At 62.1% G+C, this 19,125-nt stretch carries 17 protein-coding genes and 1 tRNA gene; 7 read left to right on the plus strand and 11 right to left on the minus strand.

The genetic code is table 11. The annotated features are described in order from the left end of the window. Positions 1-107 precede the first annotated feature (107 nt). A complete protein-coding gene (gene hemP, locus HNP55_RS04190) occupies positions 108-425 on the plus strand; it encodes a hemin uptake protein HemP (RefSeq protein ID WP_184296424.1) in 318 nt (105 codons plus the stop codon). A 250-nt stretch (positions 426-675) separates the two neighbouring features. After that, on the plus strand, positions 676-1,683 hold the full coding sequence (locus HNP55_RS04195; protein ID WP_184296426.1) for a choice-of-anchor A family protein: 1,008 nt from the start codon (positions 676-678) through the stop codon (positions 1,681-1,683). Between the two features lie 181 nt (positions 1,684-1,864). Here HNP55_RS04195 and HNP55_RS04200 read toward each other — a convergent pair whose 3' ends face one another. From HNP55_RS04200 to secA, 3 genes are all read right to left on the minus strand, one after another. Then, a complete protein-coding gene (locus HNP55_RS04200; RefSeq protein WP_246448129.1) occupies positions 1,865-2,563 on the minus strand; it encodes a PEP-CTERM sorting domain-containing protein in 699 nt (232 codons plus the stop codon). A gap of 63 nt (positions 2,564-2,626) precedes the next feature. Then, positions 2,627-3,175 carry a hypothetical protein gene (locus HNP55_RS04205; RefSeq protein WP_184296428.1) on the minus strand — a complete coding sequence of 183 codons (549 nt, stop codon included), beginning with the start codon at positions 3,173-3,175 and terminating at the stop codon, positions 2,627-2,629. Between the two features lie 275 nt (positions 3,176-3,450). Continuing rightward, positions 3,451-6,195: a preprotein translocase subunit SecA gene (gene secA, locus HNP55_RS04210; protein ID WP_184296430.1), complete on the minus strand. Its 2,745-nt coding sequence runs from the start codon at positions 6,193-6,195 to the stop codon at positions 3,451-3,453. Positions 6,196-6,553: 358 nt separating this feature from the next. Here secA and HNP55_RS04215 point away from each other — a divergent pair, with 358 nt between their 5' ends. Then, complete coding sequence (locus HNP55_RS04215) at positions 6,554-6,907, plus strand: hypothetical protein (RefSeq protein ID WP_246448130.1); 354 nt, start codon at positions 6,554-6,556, stop codon at positions 6,905-6,907. A 91-nt stretch (positions 6,908-6,998) separates the two neighbouring features. Here HNP55_RS04215 and HNP55_RS04220 read toward each other — a convergent pair. The 6 genes from HNP55_RS04220 to petA all read right to left on the minus strand — a co-directional run bounded on the left by HNP55_RS04220 (position 6,999) and on the right by petA (position 11,407). Beyond that, a tRNA-Thr gene (locus HNP55_RS04220) sits at positions 6,999-7,074 on the minus strand. Between the two features lie 40 nt (positions 7,075-7,114). Continuing rightward, positions 7,115-7,756 (minus strand): ClpXP protease specificity-enhancing factor, encoded by a 642-nt coding sequence (locus HNP55_RS04225; RefSeq protein ID WP_184296435.1) that lies wholly within the window; start codon positions 7,754-7,756, stop codon positions 7,115-7,117. 10 nt (positions 7,757-7,766) lie between these two features. After that, on the minus strand, positions 7,767-8,384 hold the full coding sequence (locus HNP55_RS04230; RefSeq protein ID WP_124447121.1) for a glutathione S-transferase N-terminal domain-containing protein: 618 nt from the start codon (positions 8,382-8,384) through the stop codon (positions 7,767-7,769). 154 nt (positions 8,385-8,538) lie between these two features. Beyond that, a complete protein-coding gene (locus HNP55_RS04235; RefSeq protein WP_184296437.1) occupies positions 8,539-9,309 on the minus strand; it encodes a cytochrome c1 in 771 nt (256 codons plus the stop codon). A gap of 20 nt (positions 9,310-9,329) precedes the next feature. Continuing rightward, positions 9,330-10,739, minus strand: coding sequence for a cytochrome b (locus HNP55_RS04240; protein WP_184296439.1), 1,410 nt, complete (start codon positions 10,737-10,739; stop codon positions 9,330-9,332). 71 nt (positions 10,740-10,810) lie between these two features. Beyond that, entirely contained in the window at positions 10,811-11,407 is a 597-nt protein-coding gene (petA, locus tag HNP55_RS04245) for a ubiquinol-cytochrome c reductase iron-sulfur subunit (RefSeq protein WP_124447127.1), read from the minus strand. Between the two features lie 227 nt (positions 11,408-11,634). On the opposite strand from petA, the gene mscL reads away from it, so the two are divergent. The 3 genes from mscL to HNP55_RS04260 all read left to right on the plus strand — a co-directional run bounded on the left by mscL (position 11,635) and on the right by HNP55_RS04260 (position 15,334). Further along, positions 11,635-12,072, plus strand: a complete 438-nt coding sequence (gene mscL, locus HNP55_RS04250; RefSeq protein ID WP_184296441.1) for a large conductance mechanosensitive channel protein MscL — start codon at positions 11,635-11,637, stop codon at positions 12,070-12,072. 226 nt (positions 12,073-12,298) lie between these two features. Beyond that, complete coding sequence (locus HNP55_RS04255; protein ID WP_184296443.1) at positions 12,299-14,698, plus strand: DUF1631 family protein; 2,400 nt, start codon at positions 12,299-12,301, stop codon at positions 14,696-14,698. Between the two features lie 120 nt (positions 14,699-14,818). Next, on the plus strand, positions 14,819-15,334 hold the full coding sequence (locus HNP55_RS04260; RefSeq protein ID WP_184296445.1) for a sigma-70 family RNA polymerase sigma factor: 516 nt from the start codon (positions 14,819-14,821) through the stop codon (positions 15,332-15,334). Here HNP55_RS04260 and HNP55_RS04265 read toward each other — a convergent pair. Then, entirely contained in the window at positions 15,299-16,459 is a 1,161-nt protein-coding gene (locus HNP55_RS04265) for a PepSY-associated TM helix domain-containing protein (protein WP_184296447.1), read from the minus strand. The genes HNP55_RS04260 and HNP55_RS04265 overlap by 36 nt on opposite strands. A gap of 34 nt (positions 16,460-16,493) precedes the next feature. Beyond that, the gene (locus HNP55_RS04270; protein WP_184296449.1) at positions 16,494-16,676 is read right to left on the minus strand and encodes a hypothetical protein; all 183 of its coding nucleotides are present in this window, start codon (positions 16,674-16,676) and stop codon (positions 16,494-16,496) included. A 215-nt stretch (positions 16,677-16,891) separates the two neighbouring features. Between HNP55_RS04270 and HNP55_RS04275 the strand changes: the two genes are divergently transcribed. Further along, positions 16,892-19,123: a TonB-dependent siderophore receptor gene (locus tag HNP55_RS04275; RefSeq protein WP_184296451.1), complete on the plus strand. Its 2,232-nt coding sequence runs from the start codon at positions 16,892-16,894 to the stop codon at positions 19,121-19,123. The last annotated feature ends 2 nt before the right edge of the window (positions 19,124-19,125 follow it).

Raw genomic sequence — 19,125 nt, forward strand, 5'->3', positions numbered from 1 at the left:
GCAAATGCCCTCTTTTTCACTTTGCATGCGAAGCGTTCTCATGCAAGCCCTTGCGCTCATCGACATTAAATTTGTTATTAGCAATGATTCTCATTTAGAATTCAAAAATGGATGCTCAATTCAACCCAACCGCCGCCTCGACTCCCTACCCCTCCGAGCTCGATGCGCCGCCCAAGGCCTCGCTTGCTCAGGCTCGTTCGCCCTACTCGACGAGTCAGCAAACCGTGCAACAAGCCTGTCGCCCCAGCGCCTCAAGCCACGCCTCCTTGGCCCCCGCAAGCTCGCACAAGCACGAGCAAGCCACCTTGCCGCGCTTCAATAGCGAGCAGTTGCTGAACGGTGCCCGCGAGATGGAAATCGAACATGGCGGCAGCCTGTATCGCCTGCGCCTGACGGCCTTGGGCAAGCTGATCCTGACCAAATAAACCCACGACGCGGCTCGCACCGAGCCATCTCACCATCGCACAAAGTGAGTTCAAGCCATCTATACAGGGGATTCGTGCAAACCGCACGAACCAATAAGATACCAATTTGAAGGAGAACGAAGAACCCGCGCTCACCTCCCTAGAATGAAGGGAGACGTCAGGGAAGTCTCCTGTCGTTCATTCTGTACACCAAGACACAGGGAAGCTTTTGATGAATAGAAAATCCTCCAAGCGCGCGAGTGGAATCAAATTGGTATCTGCCGCAGCCTTGTTCTGCCTGGCCTCGGCTGCGCAAGCATTGCCGGTGCTGGACTTTGGTCCAGCCAGCCAGTACAGCGGCTTCTTTTTCTCCAACGTCAACGCCGCAGCCGACGTAGAAGGCCGCCTGGCCGTCGGCGGCAATCTGACCAGCGGATTCGACGTCGGCTACCGCAACCCCTACGGCAGCACCGCACCCTCCTTGGTCGTCGCGGGCAATGTATCCCTCACCAGCCAATGGGGCAGTGCCGGTTCGATCTACAACGGCCCGACCTACAGCACCAACACCAACAAGACCATCGGCCCCAGCACCGCACCATGGATTGGCGAGCACAAGCTGGCCGCAGGCAATCTGGTCTACGGCGGCAGCCTGACCGCGGCGAACTGGCAGTACGCCACAGCGACCAAGAACGCCAACTACATCGACTTCGCCGCGGCCAAGACGCAGCTGAGCAATTTGTCGACCCAACTGGCCTCGGCAAGCCAAGTCGGCAGCTGGATCAGCGGCAGTAGCGGCGTGCAACTGATGGGCGACGGCGCTTCCGACATCCAGGTCTTCAATCTGGGTAACACCGAGCTGAAGAATATCTCGCTGAGCAATATCAAGGCCGGCGCTCACATCGTGATCAATAGCACCCTGAGCAATGTGGTGTTCTCGGGCGATCTGGGCGGCAACCTCGGCGCGTCGATCGATGGCCTGGCCAGCTTCCGCGACCGCGTGGTGTTCAACCTCAGCAATGCGAGCTCGGTCAATGTCAGCACCTTTCTGAATGGCAGCGTGCTGGCCGTCAACGCCGATGTGCTGGGTTCCGGTCATCTGGAAGGCACTTTGATCGCCAACTCGCTGAGCGCTGGCGCCAACGGCAAGCTGGAACTGGGCTATGAAACCTTCAGGCCCTATGTGCCCACCTCGCCCGTGCCCGAACCCGAGACCTATGCCTTGATGTTGGCCGGTCTGGCCGCCGTGAGCTTCATCGCCCGCCGCCGCAAGCTGGGCTGATGCAAGACGAGGAGGTGCTGAGTTCCAGCGTCTCCCTCCCTGGCGCCGACAAGAGCTCTGCCTTGTCGGCGCCTTGCATTTGTGCAGCCCAAAGCCCAAGAGCAGGGCCGCGGAAACGACAAAGGCCTCTCTCTCGAGAGGCCTTTGCCAATTGCGCCAGCGAGACTTCGCTGGCCGCGCCTCAAGCAGCGTTACGGCGACGGGCAACAAAGCCGAGCGCGGCCAAGCCCCCCAGCAACATGGCCAGGCTGGTCGGCTCCGGCACCGCCGTGGCCACCACCAGGTCCTGGAAGTTAGCGTTGCTCAGGCGGCTGATGGTGTAGAGGTCCGCACCTTGGTAATTGACGGCAGCATTCAGATAGCTGTGCACCTGGCTCACAAAGGCTGCATCATCCTGCGCCAGGCTGCCGCCCTGGCTCAACGGAGCACTCAGGCCGGTAAAGAAGAATGAACCCTGATGAGCCGCCACGCTGAGGGGTGTGCCGGTGCTTTCATGAGTGATCTCCCACACCGCGGTTTGGAAAGCCGCCTGCTGGAAGGCATTGTTCAGGCCGGCGTAGCTGGTCGAAAACAAGCCCTGCAAAGCGGCCGCCTGGCTGCCGCTGAAGCTGCCCGGCGTATAGGTCTGAAAGCCCAGGAAATTGGGCGCGAACTCTTGCTGCAACTCCACGCAATAGGCGATGAAGCTGCGGCCCTCGCGATCCACATAGTGCAGCCGGCCGGTGCTGTAATCCTGCGTATCGCTGGTACTCATCGCCAGGACGTCCGCGTCCTCCCGGACGAACTTGATGTCCAGGCTTTGAGCCGCCTGAGCATTGCCCACGGCCGCCACCCCAGCCAGCAAAAGGCCGGCGATTGTTGTCATCGTCGTATTTTTCATGGATGGACTCTCCCAAATTCCGCAGTCTTGATGGCGTAATGCCAATTGCATGGAAACGAACGCTCAGGCCTTGCGGCGCTTGCGCAGCACCAGACCCATGGCCGCCAGAGCGGTCAGGCTCAGCACGGCCATCTGAGGCTCGGGAACGGTATTGCTGCTGGGGACCAGGCTCAACCCCCCCTGGTAGGCGCTGTAGTGCTTGCTACCCCAACCTTGTTCCACCACGATCAGCGTCCAGTCTCCGGCACTCAGGTTGACGGGAGCCAAGTTCCACTGCTCCACCCAATTCAAACCATTGCTCCAGTTGCCCGCCCTAGACTCGGTGAAGTCAACCCGCGTCACACCGTCAGACTTGAGCAGATAGGCGCTGGAGATGTCGATGGAGGGCAAGGCTGCCCCCATGCCCAAGGTCTGCAGACTTCCGGAGACCATACCGGCCTGCGCCAGGCGCAGGCTGTAACTGTCTTGCGTCTGCGCCGTGAATTTGATGTTGTCCTTGCCGAACTGGGCCGGCGCACTGGCGCTCAGCAAGATCGGCCCTGCCACGGCTTGGCCAAGAGCCGTCAGCAACAAGCTCGCCACTGCGGCGTACATGGTTTTTTTGTTTCTCATGGCTTCACATTCCCTGTGTTTTGAAAGCAATCCTCGCCGGTGGTTTTCGAATGACGTCGAGCCCAAATTGCTTGCTTGGAATGCTAGAGGATCAGACCGGACATTCGCCCCGCACACCCGGCAGACTTGGGCGATAGGCGTGGAATACGCACGAGTTCTCCCTGCGGATCGCACCGTCGATCTGGCGCGGTAGGACACTGCCAGAAATGACAAAGCCGCCCGGCTTGCACCGGGCGGCTTTGGATTCTTCTCTGGCCTAGGCCAGGCTGGGGCGATCAGGCCAGCTTGCCGTGGCAAACCTTGTACTTCTTGCCGCTGCCGCAGGGGCAGGGATCGTTGCGGCCCACATGGCCAAACTGCGCAGCCTGGCTCTCGGGCGCAGCCTCCTGCGACACCGAGCCATCCTCATTGGGATGGGTGTAGGTCACATTGCTGACGGCTTCGGCGCGTTGCTCGATGGCCTCGGCGGCACGGGTTGCTTCTTCCTGCGACTGGATGCGCACATTCATCAAGGTGCGGGTGACTTCCATCTTCACCACGTCCAGCATCTGCGAGAACAACTCGAAGGCCTCGCGCTTGTACTCCTGCTTGGGGTTCTTCTGAGCGTAGCCGCGCAGATGGATGCCCTGACGCAGATAGTCCAGCGCCGCCAGATGCTCGCGCCAGTGCTGGTCAATGCTTTGCAGCAAGACCATGCGCATAAAGGGTGTGAACTGCTCGATGCCGACCCGTTCGATCTTTTCGGCGAAGGCAGCATTGGCGGCCTTGACCACCTCTTCCACGATCTCTTCATCGGTGATGGAGTTGCTCTTCTCCACCAAGGCCTGCAGGGGCACGTCCAACTGCCATTCGTCCTTGAGCACGCGCTCCAGGCCGACCAGATCCCATTGCTCTTCCAGGCTCTCGACCGGCACAAAGGTCCGCACCACATCATTCATGGTGCTGGCACGCAGATTGCCAATTTGCTCAATCAGGCTCTCGGCCTCGAGGATGTCGTTGCGCTGCTCGTAAATCACCTTGCGCTGATCGTTGGAGACGTCGTCGTACTCCAGCAATTGCTTGCGGATGTCGAAGTTGCGGGCCTCGACCTTGCGCTGCGCGCTCTCGATGGAGCGGCTGACGATACCTGCCTCGATCGCCTCGCCCTCGGGCATCTTCAGGCGGTCCATGATGGCGCGCACGCGGTCACCGGCGAAGATGCGCATCAACTGGTCGTCCAGCGACAGATAGAAGCGCGAGGCACCCGGATCGCCCTGGCGGCCTGCACGGCCACGTAACTGGTTATCGATGCGGCGGCTCTCATGCCGCTCGGTGGCGATGATGCGCAGGCCGCCAGCGGCCTTGACGGCGTCGTGCAGGCCTTGCCATTCGTCCTTCAGCTTCTGGATACGCGCGGCCTTCTCGGCCTCGGGGATGGCGGCGTCGGCCTCCAACACCTTGATCTGGTTCTCGACATTGCCGCCCAGCACGATGTCGGTACCCCGACCGGCCATATTGGTGGCGATGGTGATCACACCCGGACGCCCCGCCTGGGCCACGATCTCCGCTTCCTTGGCGTGCTGCTTGGCGTTCAACACCGCATGCGGCAGTTTGGCCTTGGTGAGCAGGGCCGAGATCAGCTCGGAGTTCTCGATCGAGGTCGTACCCACCAGCACCGGCTGGCCACGCTCGTGGCAGCTGCGAATGTCGGCCGTGACGGCATCGAATTTTTCCTTATTGGTCTTGTAGACCAGATCCTGCTCGTCCTTGCGCTGACGCGGGCGGTTAGGCGGGATGACCACGGTCTCCAGGCCATAAATCTCCTGAAACTCATAGGCCTCGGTATCGGCCGTGCCGGTCATGCCGGCCAGCTTGCCGTACATGCGGAAGTAGTTCTGGAAAGTGATGGAGGCCAGGGTCTGGTTCTCGCTCTGCACCGCCACGCCTTCCTTGGCTTCGACGGCCTGGTGCAAGCCATCGCTCCAGCGCCGGCCGGTCATCAGGCGGCCGGTGAATTCATCGACGATGGTGACTTCGCCGTTCTGCACCACATAGTGCTGATCCCGGTGATACACATGGTGCGCGCGCAGGGCGGCGTACAGATGGTGCATCAGGGTGATGTTGGCGGCGTCGTAGAGGCTGGCGCCTTCGGCCAGCAGGCCGGCCTCGGCCAGCAGGCGCTCGGCGTTGTCGTGGCCGTCTTCGGTCAGATAGATCTGGTGCGATTTTTCATCGACAGTGAAGTCGCCCGGCTCGATGACGCCTTCACCGGTGCGAATGTCGAGCTCGCCGATCTGCTTCTTCAGCTTCGGCGCGACCTGGTTGATGGCCAGATAGACATCGGTCTGGTCGTCGGCCTGGCCGGAGATGATCAGCGGCGTGCGCGCCTCGTCGATCAGGATGGAGTCCACCTCGTCCACGATGGCATAGGCCAGCGGGCGCTGCACACGGTCGCGCACCTCGTGGACCATATTGTCACGCAGGTAGTCGAAGCCGTATTCGTTGTTGGTGCCGTAGGTCACGTCGGCGGCGTAGGCCGCCTGCTTTTGCTCGCGCGGCATCTGCGGCAGGTTCACACCCACCGTCAGGCCGAGGAAGTTGTAGAGCTTGGACATCCACTCCGCGTCGCGCTGCACCAGGTAGTCGTTGACCGTCACCAGATGCACGCCCTTGCCCGTCAAGGCATTCAGGTAGACCGGCAGGGTGGCGGTCAGGGTCTTGCCCTCGCCCGTGCCCATCTCGGGGATCTTGCCATCGTGCAAGACCATGCCGCCGATCAGCTGCACATCGAAGTGGCGCATCTTGAAGACACGCTTGCCGGCCTCGCGGACCACGGCAAAGGCCTCGGGCAACAGCGCATCCAGCGACTCGCCCTTGGCGACGCGGGCCTTGAACTCATCGGTCTTGGCCCGCAGGGCGGCGTCGTCGAGCTGCTCGTACTGAGGCTCCATCGCGTTGATTTGCTGAACAACACGGCGATAGCCTTTTAGCAGGCGCTCGTTACGGCTACCGAATATCTGGGTGAGAAGCTTGGGCAACATGCAGCGTGATGGTTGTATCAATGGACGGGGACGGCGGATGCTTGTGGTCACGCGCCACCCCTCGCTGAGATCCTCGTCGCCGGCATCGCCGATGCCGGGCAGGAGGTCCGATTTTGTTTTCTAAATGGTCTGTCTTCTGGACGCCGGGCTCATATGGGGCCGACCGTGATGCTATGCAATAGCTGCTGCGCAGCTTTTGCGTCCTAGCGCCGCCAGCCTTGGCTTGCCAATTCCACCGAGGTGCAAAACCTTGGCAGTTTAGCATCCGGGTCTGGCGCAGTTTTCTGCAGCAAGCCAGGAACGATAGACAGTCTCCGCGCCTGGCCCGCAGCCAACAACGCGGACTACACTGCCCACCATGCGCCCCAGCTTCAGACCTCGCTCTTCGCCCGCCTCGCAAGGCGGGCGACAAGTGCCCGACCCGATGCCGATTGCCAATGCCTTGGCTCAGCATGAAGGCCTGGCCAGACTGGGCATTTTGCTGCGCGAGTCGAACCGGCGAATGGACATCATCAAACCCGCCCTGCCCGGCGCGCTCACGCGCTTCGTCAAGCCTGGGCCGGTGGACGAAGACGGCTGGACCTTGCTGGCGGCGAATGCAGCCATCGCCGCCAAGCTGCGCCATCTGCAGCCGCGCCTGGAGGCCATGCTGGCCGAGATGGGCATGGTGCCCGCCAAGGTAAGGGTGAAGGTTCAGCAGCAAGGCCTCTGAAGGCCAGCGGGCCGCGACGAAGCCGCGTTGAAAAGCAAAACGGCCGCTGTGATTACCCGTCAGGGCTTTCACAACGACCGTCGCTTGATTCTGGTGCCGGCTATCGGATTCGAACTGATGACCTACCGCTTACAAGGCGGTTGCTCTACCAACTGAGCTAAGCCGGCACAAGCTGAGAATTATAGGGGCATTTTCCGCCCCTCAAATTCATTTGACGCGTTTTAGTGCGGGACGGCCTGCACCGGGAGCGGGGCCGTTAGGTTCGTCGTCGCCATCGTCAGGCGCATCACCACCCACAGGCTCGGTGCTGCCGGCCGCCCCCAGCTCGGGCTTGGGCACATCCACATCCGCCTTGCTGGCCGGAATCGGAGCCAGGCGCAGACCGGGCTTGGCCTGCGCAGGCGCCGAAACGGGCGGCTGCGCCGCTTCGCTTGCCGGCGCCAGGCTGGCACCGGCGACACCGATGGAGTTGCTACCGCCTTGCGCATTGGCAGCCGTGCTGTCGGGCGGCGGAAAAGCCATGCCCTGCCCGTTCTCACGCGCATAGATGGCCACCACATGATCGACCGGCACGATGATCTCGCGGGCCGTGCCGCCGAAGCGCGCCTTGAACTGAATGAACTCGTTGCCGAGGTCCAGGCTGCTGGTCGCTTCGAAGCCGACGTTGAGAACAATCTCCTTATTGCTGACGTACTCCATCGGCACCTGCACGAACTTGTCCACATGCACCGCGATATAGGGCGTGAAGCCGTTGTCGGTGCACCAGTCGTGCAGGGCGCGAATCAGGTACGGCCGCGTCGAGCTGCTCGCCCCGTTTGCCCCTGCGCCTTTGTCGCTGCTTTGATCCATGAGGCGGGCTTTACTTGCGCATGACCTTTTCGGACGGCGTCAGCGCTTCGATATAGGCCGGACGCGAGAAGATGCGCTCGGCATACTTCAGCAGGGGCAGCGCGTTCTTGGACAGGTCGATGCCGTAATAGTCGAGGCGCCACAGCAGCGGCGCAATCGCCACGTCCAGCATGGAGAAATCGTCGCCCAACATGTATTTGTTCTTCAGGAAGATGGGGGCGAGCTGAGTCAGGCGGTCGCGAATCTGGGCGCGCGCCTTTTCCAACTGCTTGTCAGCGGCCTTGACGGCTTGGCTGCGGCCTTCCAGCACATTGACGTGGGCGAACAACTCCTTTTCGAAGTTCAGCAGGAACAGACGCACGCGGGCGCGAGCCACCGGGTCGCCGGGCATCAGCTGGGGATGCGGAAAGCGCTCATCGATGTACTCATTGATGATGTGCGACTCATACAGGATCAGGTCGCGTTCAACGAGGATGGGCACCTCGTTGTAGGGGTTCATCAAGGCGATGTCTTCGGGCTTGGCGAACAGGTCAACGTCGCGGATTTCGAAGTCCATGCCCTTTTCAAACAGCACGAAGCGGCAGCGATGCGAGTAAGGGCAGGTGGTTCCAGAATAAAGCACCATCATGGCGGCAGGCTCCGAGAGGTCAGGTAGAAAAATTCGCGGTCCAGCAGAGAGGATCCGCACAAAAGGCAAACGCAGTGGGTCGCTGCGAGAGCAATCCACTGCGCTTTGTGGCCCGAAGCCTGGTGCAAATCGCACCAGATCGAGGCCCCCAGCTTTACTTCACGTCTTTCCAGTACGCGGCATTCAAACGCCAGGCAAACAAGGTCAGCACAGCCAAGAACATCAGCACGACCACACCGAGGCGGAAGCGCTGGGCCTGGGCCGGCTCGCCCATCCACTGCAGATAGGCTACCAGATCACCAACAGCACTGTCGTATTGATGGGCATCCAACTGGCCGGGCGTCAATTGCTCGAAGCCCTTGAATTCGTGCACGGTCTTGCTGTGGTCGTGCGGATCTTTCACTTCCTCGAACCTGGCCGCGCGCTGGCCTTGCAACTCCCACAGCACATGCGGCATCGCAACGCTGGGGAAGGCCAGATTATTCCATCCCGTGGCCTTGCTGTCGTCGCGGTAGAAAGTCCGCATATAGGTGTAGAGGAAATCAGCCCCCGAACCCTTGGAACCATCGGCGCGCGAACGGGCAATCACGGTCAGGTCGGGCGGGGTCGCACCGAACCAGTCCTTGGCCTGTTTGGGGTCCATGGTGATCTTCATCTGGTCGCCCACCTTGTCGGCGGCAAACATCAGATTGCTCTTGATCTGCGCTTCGCTCAGGCCCAGATCACGCAGACGGTTGTAACGGTTATAGGCCGCCGAGTGGCAGTTCAGGCAGTAATTGACGAACAGCTTGGCACCGTTTTGCAGCGCCGCCACATCCTGCATCTTTTCCTTGGGGAACTTGTCCCACTGGATGCCGCCGCCAGACGCCAGGGCGCCAGAGACCAGGCCAAAGCAGGTCAGCAGCGTAGCGATGAGTTTCTTCATTCTTTGGACTCCGTTGCTTTTCAGTGGGCGTGGAAGGTCACACGATCGGGCACTTGTTTGAACTGCCCCAGCTTGCTCCACCAAGGCATCAGGAGGAAGAAGCCAAAGTAGAAGATCGTGCCGATTTGCGACACCAGGGTGCCCAGATCGGTCGGCGGCTGAATGCCCAGATAGCCCAGCACCAGGAAGAACACCACGAACACGGCGTAGACATAGCCATGCCAGCCCGGACGGTAACGGATGGACTTGACCGGGCTGTGATCCAGCCAGGGCAGGAAGAACAGGATCACGACCGCACCGCCCATCACCACCACGCCCCAGAACTTGGCATCGAAGACCTTGAGCAGGAAGCAGGCCACAGCGGCGATCACCAGCACGGCCAGCTTGGCCTTGGCAGTGAAGCTGCCCTTGATCACCGCCAGCAAGGCCGACAGGCCGATGATGCCCACCAGCACATTGACCATGGTGTCGGTGGTGGCGCGCAGCATCGAATAGAAGGGCGTGAAATACCAGACCGGGGCGATGTGGGCCGGCGTCTTCAGCGGATCGGCCGGGATGAAGTTGTTGTACTCCAGGAAGTAGCCACCCAACTCAGGCGCGAAGAAGATGATGCCGGTGAACACCATCAGGAACAGGCAGACGCCGTAGATATCGTGCACCGAGTAATAGGGATGGAAAGGCACGCCATCCAGCGGATGACCGTTCGCGTCCTTGGGCGCCTTGGGGCCCTTGATCTCGACACCATCCGGGTTGTTCGAGCCCACTTCGTGCAGCGCGATGATGTGTGCCACCACCAGACCCAGCAGCACCAGGGGCACGGCGATGACGTGGAAGCTGAAGAAACGGTTCAGGGTCGCGTCGCCAACGACGAAGTCACCGCGAATCAGCAGGGCCAGGTCGTTGCCCACAAAGGGCACGGCGGCAAACAGATTCACGATCACCTGGGCGCCCCAGTAGGACATCTGGCCCCAGGGCAGCAGATAGCCCATGAAGGCCTCGGCCATCAGGCACAGGAAGATGCCACAACCGAAGATCCAGACCAACTCGCGCGGCTTGCGGTAGGAGCCATAGAGCAGACCGCGGAACATATGCAGGTACACGACGACGAAGAAGGCCGAAGCACCCGTCGAATGCATATAGCGGATCAGCCAGCCCCAGGGCACATCGCGCATGATGTACTCGACCGAGGCGAAGGCCAGGGCCGCATCCGGCTTGTAGTGCATCACCAGGAAGATGCCGGTCACGATCTGGATCACCAGCACCAGCAGGGCCAGCGAGCCGAAGATGTACCACCAGTTGAAATTTTTCGGAGCGTAGTACTCCGACATATGCTCTTTGAAGAGCTTGCTCGCCGGGAAGCGGTTGTCCACCCAAGTCAGGAGCTTGTCGCCCATGGGTGCGCCAGCGGGAGCTTCTTTGAATTCAGCCATTTTGACCTCTGTCCTTCAACCTGTTTTGGCCAGTTTTGGCCTGCCTTGGCCAGTCTTGGCCTGCCTGGGTTTTAAGCCGCCTTGTCTTCGCCAATCAGCAGCTTGGCGTCGGACAGATACATATGGGGAGGCACTTCGAGGTTATCCGGCGCGGGCTTGTTCTTGAACACGCGGCCCGCCAGATCGAATGTCGAGCCATGGCAAGGGCAGAGGAAGCCGCCATGCCAGTCATCCGGCAGCGAGGGCTGAGGACCCATCTGGAACTTATCGCTGGGCGAGCAGCCCAGATGCGAGCAAATGCCCACGACCACCAGAAATTCGGGCTTGATCGAACGCGCGGCATTCTTTGCGTAAGCCGGCGTCGGGTAGGCCGTGCGCGCCGAATTCGGATCTGCCAACTCGTTGTCGAACTTGGACAATGCCGCCAGTTGCTCGGGCGTGCGCCGCACGATCCAAACCGGCTTGCCACGCCATTCCACGGTCAATTTCTCACCCGGCTTGATGCCGCTGATGTCCACCTCCACCGGTGCCCCGGCGGCCTTGGCGCGCTCAGAAGGCGTGAAAGTACTGACGAAAGGTACGGCGGTGGCTACACCGCCAACGGCGCCTGCGCAACTTGTGGCGATGAGCCAGGTACGCTTGCCGTGGTCCACTTGCTGGTCACTCATGAGTATCCTCAAACGAGACTTCTGATCGGGGGCAACCCGGGATTCTAACGGACTGCAGGACCCCCTAGCCTATCAGGCCGGGCCCCACTGGTATCCACACCACAATATCAGTGTTTTACCGCTGGCGAAGCTGTCAATCCGCCCTTCATCATGCACCGGGGCAAGAAACACAGTCTTGCTTTTCAACAACAAATATGGGTTTAGCCCACTGTTTTTTGGAGTCTTCCATGAGTTTCTTTTCCGAGTTCAAAGAGTTTGCCGTCAAGGGCAATGTGGTCGATCTGGCCGTCGGCGTCATCATTGGCGGAGCCTTTGGCAAGATCGTGGATTCGATCGTCAAGGATCTCATCATGCCCATCGTCGGCAAAATTTTTGGCGGCCTGGACTTTTCGAACTACTTCATCCTGCTGTCCAACCCGCCTGCCGATTTCAAGGGGCCCATGACTTATGAGGCCCTCAGCAAGGCCGGTGTGCCCATGTTTGCCTATGGCAGCTTCCTGACGGTGCTGGTCAATTTCATCATCCTGGCCTTCATCATTTTCCTGATGATCAAGCAGATCAACCGCCTCAAGCGCGAAGAGGCACCGGCCGCTCCCGCCGAAGCCCCCGCCACCCCGGAAGACATCCAGCTGCTGCGCGAAATCCGCGACTCGCTCAAGCGCTGAAGCCGCACACGGCCCGCGCAAGGCCGCCAAGGGCTTGCGCGGCCCCGAGCACCCCAGACCCAAACACCCCAGGCCTGTAAGCAAAAGTTTCAACAGCGGCAGGTGTTAGCTAGTTGCCACGAACACCGCCCGCGAAACACCCGACAAGCCCGTGTCGGCATGAATTCGGCGCGATACTTCGGACAAACACTGTAGCGAGAACACTACAGCCTTGGTCCTTCGCGTCATGAATTCCTCCGAATCCCGCCTCAACCCTCATTTGGAGGCCGCCCTCCAGCGCATTCGCACGGCTGTCGAACAGGCGGCCGAACGCTGTGCCGAGGGTCTGGGCCTGGCAGCCCTGTCGGCCGGCATGATCAAACGCCGCGACGCGCTGCTCGCCGCCCAGTTCCAGTTCCGCAAACAGCAAGGCCTGTTCGCCCAAGCATTCAGCCAAAGCCTGCGCAAGCAGATCAGCGAGGTCCGGCAAGAAAGCCCGCTCGCCAGCCCCCGCAAGGAATGGACCGAGCTCTCCCTGATGGACGACGAGCAGGTCGACGCCCTGGTGGCCGCCGACCGCATCGGCCTGGCGATCGGCCACCAAAGTGAGTGGGAACTGCGCGAGGTGGAGTCCTACGCCGCCAGCCTGCAACTGGGCGAGCGTCATCCGCTACGCCCCGAAGCCCTGGGCCAGGCGCTGCTGAATGCCGTGCATGCCGTCAGTGAAGAGGCCGAAATCCGGCAAATCCTGATTGATGAGTTGACCCGGGCCATGGCCCAGGAAATGCGGGCCTGCTATGCCGATATCGCCGCGCTCTTCCGCAGCCGGGGCCTGCGCCCGCAGGATTTGCGGGTGCGCAGCGTGGAGGCCGGCGGTGGCGGGCCCTCCACCCGCTCCTCCCCCCTGCATTCGCTCAGCGGCCAGCCCGCGGACTTCAGTCACTCGGAGGCCGGGCCGTTTGCGGCTGCGAGCGCCAGCGGCGCTGGGCCGGGCTGGGCATCTTCCAGTGCAGGCACCGGCAACTACCCCGGCACAGGCTCAGGCATGGGCGGCGGCGGAAGCAGCGGCGGCACAGCAGCAGGCAGGCCGGGTCAGATCGACCCGCAGTTGATGGACTTGCTACGCCGCCTGGCCCAGGTCAGCCAAACCCTGCCCAGCATGCCCGGCACCCTGCCAAGCGAGACGGACGGAGCCGCCAGCCCAAACCCCGCGAACCCCGCACACTGGCCGATGGAGGGCAATAGCCTGGCCGGCGGCCTGCCCGCCAATCTGATCCAGTTGCACCGGGACGAGCTGCGCCAGGCTGCCACCGGCCGCCTGGACCATATGGTCATCGATGTCGTCAGCAGCCTGTTCGACCAGGTGCTGTCCGACCCCAAGGTGCCGCCGCAGATGGCGCGCCTGCTGGCACGCTTGCAGCTGCCGGTCCTGCGCGCGGCCCTGGGCGACCCCAGCTTCTTCTCCACCCGCCGCCATCCGGTGCGGCTCTTCGTCAACCGCATGGCCTCGCTGGCCTGCGCCTTCGAGGACTTCAGCGAAGACCCGGGCCGCGCCTTCCTGGGCCGTGTGCGGGAACTGGTCGAAGAGCTGGTGGCCGGCGACTTTGAGCACATGCCGCTCTACACCGCCAAGCTGGACGCGCTGGAGCACTTCATCGCCGAGCAGATCAGCGCCAGCCTGCAGTCGCAGGGCGAGCTGCCCGAAAAGCTGGCCCGCAAAGAGCTCGACCTGCGCCTGCAACAGCGCTACGCCAAGCAACTGGCCGCGGCCCTGCAGGTGGTCGAGATGCCGGACTTTCTGCACAACTTCCTGGCCCAGATCTGGAGCCAGGCCATCATGCACGCCGACCGTGACCTGCAAGGTCCGCCCGAACGCGTCCAGCGCTTCCGCCTGCTGGGCCGGGACTTGGTGATGAGCGTGCAGCCCAAGGGCCGCACCGCCCAGCGCCAGGTCTTTCTGGGCCAATTGCCCGGCCTGATGAGCACCCTGGCCGAAGGCCTGGACCTGATCGCCTGGCCGGACGCCGCGCGCAAGCAGTTCTACGGCGAACTGCTGCCCGCCCATGCCGAATCCCTCAAAGGCCAGGCTCCCAGCGCTCTGGAGGCCAATCTGCTGAGCCGCCAGCTGGACGGGATTTTTGCCGTCGCCACGCCGGAGGAACAAAGCCTGGGCTTGCCCGCCCCCGGCCTTGATCTGGACCTGGACCTCAGCAGCAGCGAGGCCAGCCAGCTCGGCCTGATCCAGGAGGCCAGTGTGGACTGGCAGGGCGAGCTGGACATCGATCTGTCGGCCGAAGCCCCGCTACAGGCCGCCGACATCAGCATCAGCGGCCTGCCGGCCGCCAGCGAAGCCCCCGAACCCAGCAGCGGCGAGTTGCTGATCGAGCATCTGCACCTCGGCTTCTCCTACCAGATGCACACCGGCGAGCGCTGGCAAAAGGTGCGCCTGGCCCATGTCAGCGCGGGCCGCAGCTTCTTCATCTTCACTCACGGCAGCAAACACCAGCAGACGGTCACGATGACGGCCCGCATGCTCAAGCGCCTGTGCGAGTCCAAGCGCCTGCGTGCCTTCGAAAACGCCTATCTGCTGGAGCGCGCCATGGCGCGCACCCGCAAGCAGTTGGCCGAGATCGGCAGCAAGGGCTAAACCCCGCCGCAACCGGCCTGTCCGGCCATATATCCCAGTAATTTTGAAGTTATTTGATCGAACCCATTCTCTTTCGAGTGCGTGAGATAATAAGAATCATTATCAATCGCATTCAATACTATGACTACCAGCGAAGAACACTCGCCTGTGACCGCCTGCTTTGTCACACATCGAGTGGCCTTGTGTTTGGCGGCGCAAAAAGTCATCGAGAACCGCGCCCTGGCCGAGGAGATCGCACAAGAGGCCTATCTCAAGCTCAGCGAGCTCAAGCTGGAAGTCAAACATCCGCTGGCCTACTGCTATCAGATCGTGCGCAATCTCGCCATCGACCGCAAACGCCGCCATCGCATGGAATGCCTGCTATTTGTCGCCGAAGAACAGGGCCATGACGTCGCCACAGGCGCCGGCACACCAGAGCAAATCGCCATCGCCCGGCAACAACTGACCCTGGTCATGCAGTTGCTGGACAGACTCCCCGAACGCGTGCGCCAAGCCTATGTGCTGCACCGCCTGGATGGCCTGACCCAGCGCGATATTGGCAAGTTGCTGGGCGTGTCGGCCGCGCTGGTCAATTTCATGATCAGCGAAGCGGCCAAGCTGCTACAGAACCACCGCGCTCTGCGCGTCATCGATTGACGCGTCCGTCCGCAAACTTGGCCGGTAACGCTTGAACCACAGATACAAGCCGCTGCCCAGCACGATAAGGGTGGCGATATCCAGCAAGGCCCAGAGCACCTTCATCGGCATGCCACCGTAATCGCCAAAATGCAGGGGCTGAGAGATCAGCAGTGCGTTCAGATACCAAGGCAGCTCGGGGGCGGCCGTGACCGCGGCCGTGCGTGCATCCACCAGCACGGGTTGGAGCAGGCGCGAAGTCAGCGGCGTATTGCCATGCATCAAAAATGTCAGGTGCTGTGCACTGGAGTAGGCCGTGCCGGGGAAGGCAATGAAGGACAGCTTCTTGCCGGGTTCATGCGCCAGAGCGGCCTCCAACGCTTGCTGCGCGGGGGCCCGGTCGGCGACCGGAACAACAGGCTGCCCCTGATAGGAAGCGAGCAAGCCGGTGAGTTGCTGGTACTGCCAATACTTGACCAGCAGATCGGCCCAGGTATTGATCATGCCGGTAGCGCCGACAACCAGTGCCCAAACCAGGGTCACGATGCCCAGCAGATTGTGCAGGTCCAGCCATTTGATACGCGTCGAGCGCCCTCGGCGCACCTCACCAAAGCGCAAGCGGCGCATGAAGGGGGCGTACAGCAGCACGCCCGACACGATGGCGACCAGCAGCAGCAAACCCATCAGGCCCAGAAACAGCTTGCCGGGCAGGCCCGCAAACATATCCACATGCAGCCTCAGCATCACATACATAAAGCCCTCGTTGACGGCCGGTTGGGCCAGCACGGCGGCCGTGTGCCCATCGACGGTGACGATCTTGTAATCCTCGGTCGGCGCTGGCGTGGGCGTCAGGGTGACCGACCATAGCCGGTCATTCTCCTCATCCTGCGCGGCGAACTGGATCACCCGCTCCGGGTGGCGAGCCTGGGCCGCCGCCAGGATGCGATCCAGGCTGGCCGCCGGCCGCCCCTGCTCCGCCGCGCTCAGTGCCGGCGGATCGACCTCGGTGCCCAATAGATGGCCGATCTCGTGATGAAAGATCAGCGGCAGGCCGGTCAGACAGAGCAGGAACATGAAAACCGTGCAGATGAGGCTGCTCCATTTGTGCAGCCAGGAGCAAATCTTCAGCGAGCGCGTGTTGAGCATGGGGCTTCTTTCAATCGTGTTGTCGGCGACGGGCTCAGGTCTTGCGCAAGGCCAGACCGGCCATCACAGCCACGGGCAGGCCCAGGGCGAACCAAGACCAGACATCGCCCCAACCCTCCGAGACCAGCGCACTCAGCAGGCCGCTGGCGCTGAGCAGGCCCAGCAGCACAGGCCAGGTCCAGAGCCGGACAGCGGCAGATCGTTTGTTTTCATTCATCGGTGACTTTCGGCTATCGGTTGGCAAGCAAGCGGCGAGATGTCGGCGCGCCCGGGACATAGACGAAGGAGGCTTTGTTTTGTTCAGCCTGAACAAAACAAAGCCTCCTTCGTCTACCCACACGCAAGCCGTGATCCAAACGCCAGCCCCAAACACCATGCGCCAACGCCTGGGCAGCACTCAAGCCCAGACACACAAAGCCTCGTACCACCTCCATGAGCTCATATCCACAACACCTAATCACCCATCCCATCGCACTCGGGCTGCGCGCCGCGTGCTCCGCTGCCGCCCTGTCAAGCCTGCTGAGCACAACCGCCCATGCCGACCCCGTGGAGGGCGGCAGCCTGCCCCTCGTGCGCGCCCGCGCCGACCGTGAATCCGCCGCCGGCCCCGTCAATGGCCTCACGGCTAAGCGCAGCGCCACCGGCACCAAGACCGACACGGCATTGACGGAAACACCGCAGTCCATCTCCGTCATCGCGGCGGGCGAGATCGAGGCCCGCGCCGCCACCAATCTGAAAGAGGCCGTGGGCTACACAGCCGGGGTCACGCCCTCGGTGTCCTACGACGCCCGCGAAGACCTGATCAGCTTGCGCGGCTTCCCCTTCGACTGGGCGTCCAGCTATCTCGACGGGCTGCAAATGCCCTCGTCCACTTACGGCAATGCCTTGTTGGAGCCCTATGGCCTGGAGCGCGTCGAGGTGCTCAAGGGACCGGCGTCCATGCTTTACGGGGCCTCGTCAACCGGCGGCTTGCTGAATATGGTGTCCAAGCGCCCGCTGGCCGATGCTTTCCGCGAGCTGCAGCTGCAGCTCGGCGACCACGACCGGCGCCAACTGGCGGCCGATCTGTCCGGCCCGGTCGGGGCAGACAAGACCTGGCGCTACCGCCTGACCGGCCTGCTGCGCAAGAGTGCCAACGAAGTTGAATTTGTGCGCGACAACCGCGTCTTCATCGCCCCATCGCTGAGCTGGCATCCTTCCGCGCAAACACAGCTGACCCTGCTGGCCAGCTACCAAAAGGACGACCTCGGCCAAAGCGGCGGCACACAAGCCTTTCTGCCCGCCTCCGGCATTGCCCTGCCCAACCCGAACGGCAAGATCTCCCGCCGCACCAATGGCGGCGAGCCGGGTTTCGACTTCTACAAGAAAGAGCAGCGCGCGCTGGGCTATGAAGTCGAACATCGCTTTGACCCGCATTGGGCCTTGCAGCAAAGCCTGCGCTGGCGCGAGCTCAGGCTGGACTATCAAAGCGGCTACGGCATGGGTCTGGATGCCGATGATGCCAAGCAACGCACGCTGAAGCGCTCGGCCTTTGGCTCCTTCGGCGGCAACAAGTCGCTGTCGGCAGATACCCGGCTGCTTACCAACTGGGGTACGGAGGCCCTCGCGCACACCAGTATGCTGGGCCTGGACTACCGCCATAGCAAGGTTGACGAACGCAACTACTTCGGTGCTGCCCCATCAATCGACATCTTCGCCCCGGTCTATGGCGCAAACATGGTATTGCCCGCCGTCCCTGATGCCGATCAGACGGTAGAGAACCGCCAGTTGGGTCTCTATCTGCAGGATCAGCTGAAGATCGCGCAGCGCTGGACCGTGACCCTGGGCCTGCGCTGGGATGCCAGCCGCAACAAGGTCAGCGAACGCCGCTCACCTGACACAGCCCTCACCAAGAATGAGAGCCAGCTGACCGGCCGCGCCGGCCTCAACTACCTGTTCGATAACGGCCTGAGCCCCTATCTGAGCGTCGCGACCTCGTTCACGCCAACGCTGGACCCCAATGCCTATGGCGAGCCCTTTGATGCACGCACGGGCAAGCAGTTTGAGTTGGGCCTCAAGTACCAGCCGCTTGGCAGCGACAGCTTGGTCACGGCCGCGGTCTTCGACATCCGCCAACGCAACACGCTGACGGCCGACCCCGACCAGGCCAAGCATCCCTTTGGCCAGGTGCAGACCGGTGAATACCGCTCGCGCGGTTTCGAACTTGAGGCCAGGACGCAGTTCGACCTCGGCGCCCCAAGAGCACTCGGCGCGACGGTCGCCTACACCTATCTGGACCCCAAGTACACCAAGGCCGCGCCGGGCGCCGAGCTTCTGCCGTTCAGCAATCTGGGCCGCGCGCCCAAGGGCATCGCCAAGCACAGCGGCTCACTATGGCTGGACTACCGCCTGCCGCTGCTCAAAGGCAGCAGCGTCGCCCTGGGGGCGCGCTATGTCGGCGAGCGTCCCAACACCGATATGGAAATGCTGGGCGTGCCGAACAGCCGTTTCATGCTGCCGGCCTTCACCGTGTTCGATGCGGCCCTGCGCTACGAGACCGGCGCCTACCGACTGGCCCTGAACCTGGCCAATCTTGCGGACAAGGAAATCTATGACTGCTGGGGTGATCGCTGCTGGTATGGCGCCGGCCGCAGCCTGCGCGCGACGCTGAGCTATAACTGGTGACA

The sequence above is a fragment of the Roseateles oligotrophus genome (assembly GCF_014204525.1).
Classification (GTDB): domain Bacteria; phylum Pseudomonadota; class Gammaproteobacteria; order Burkholderiales; family Burkholderiaceae_C; genus Paucibacter_A; species Paucibacter_A oligotrophus_A.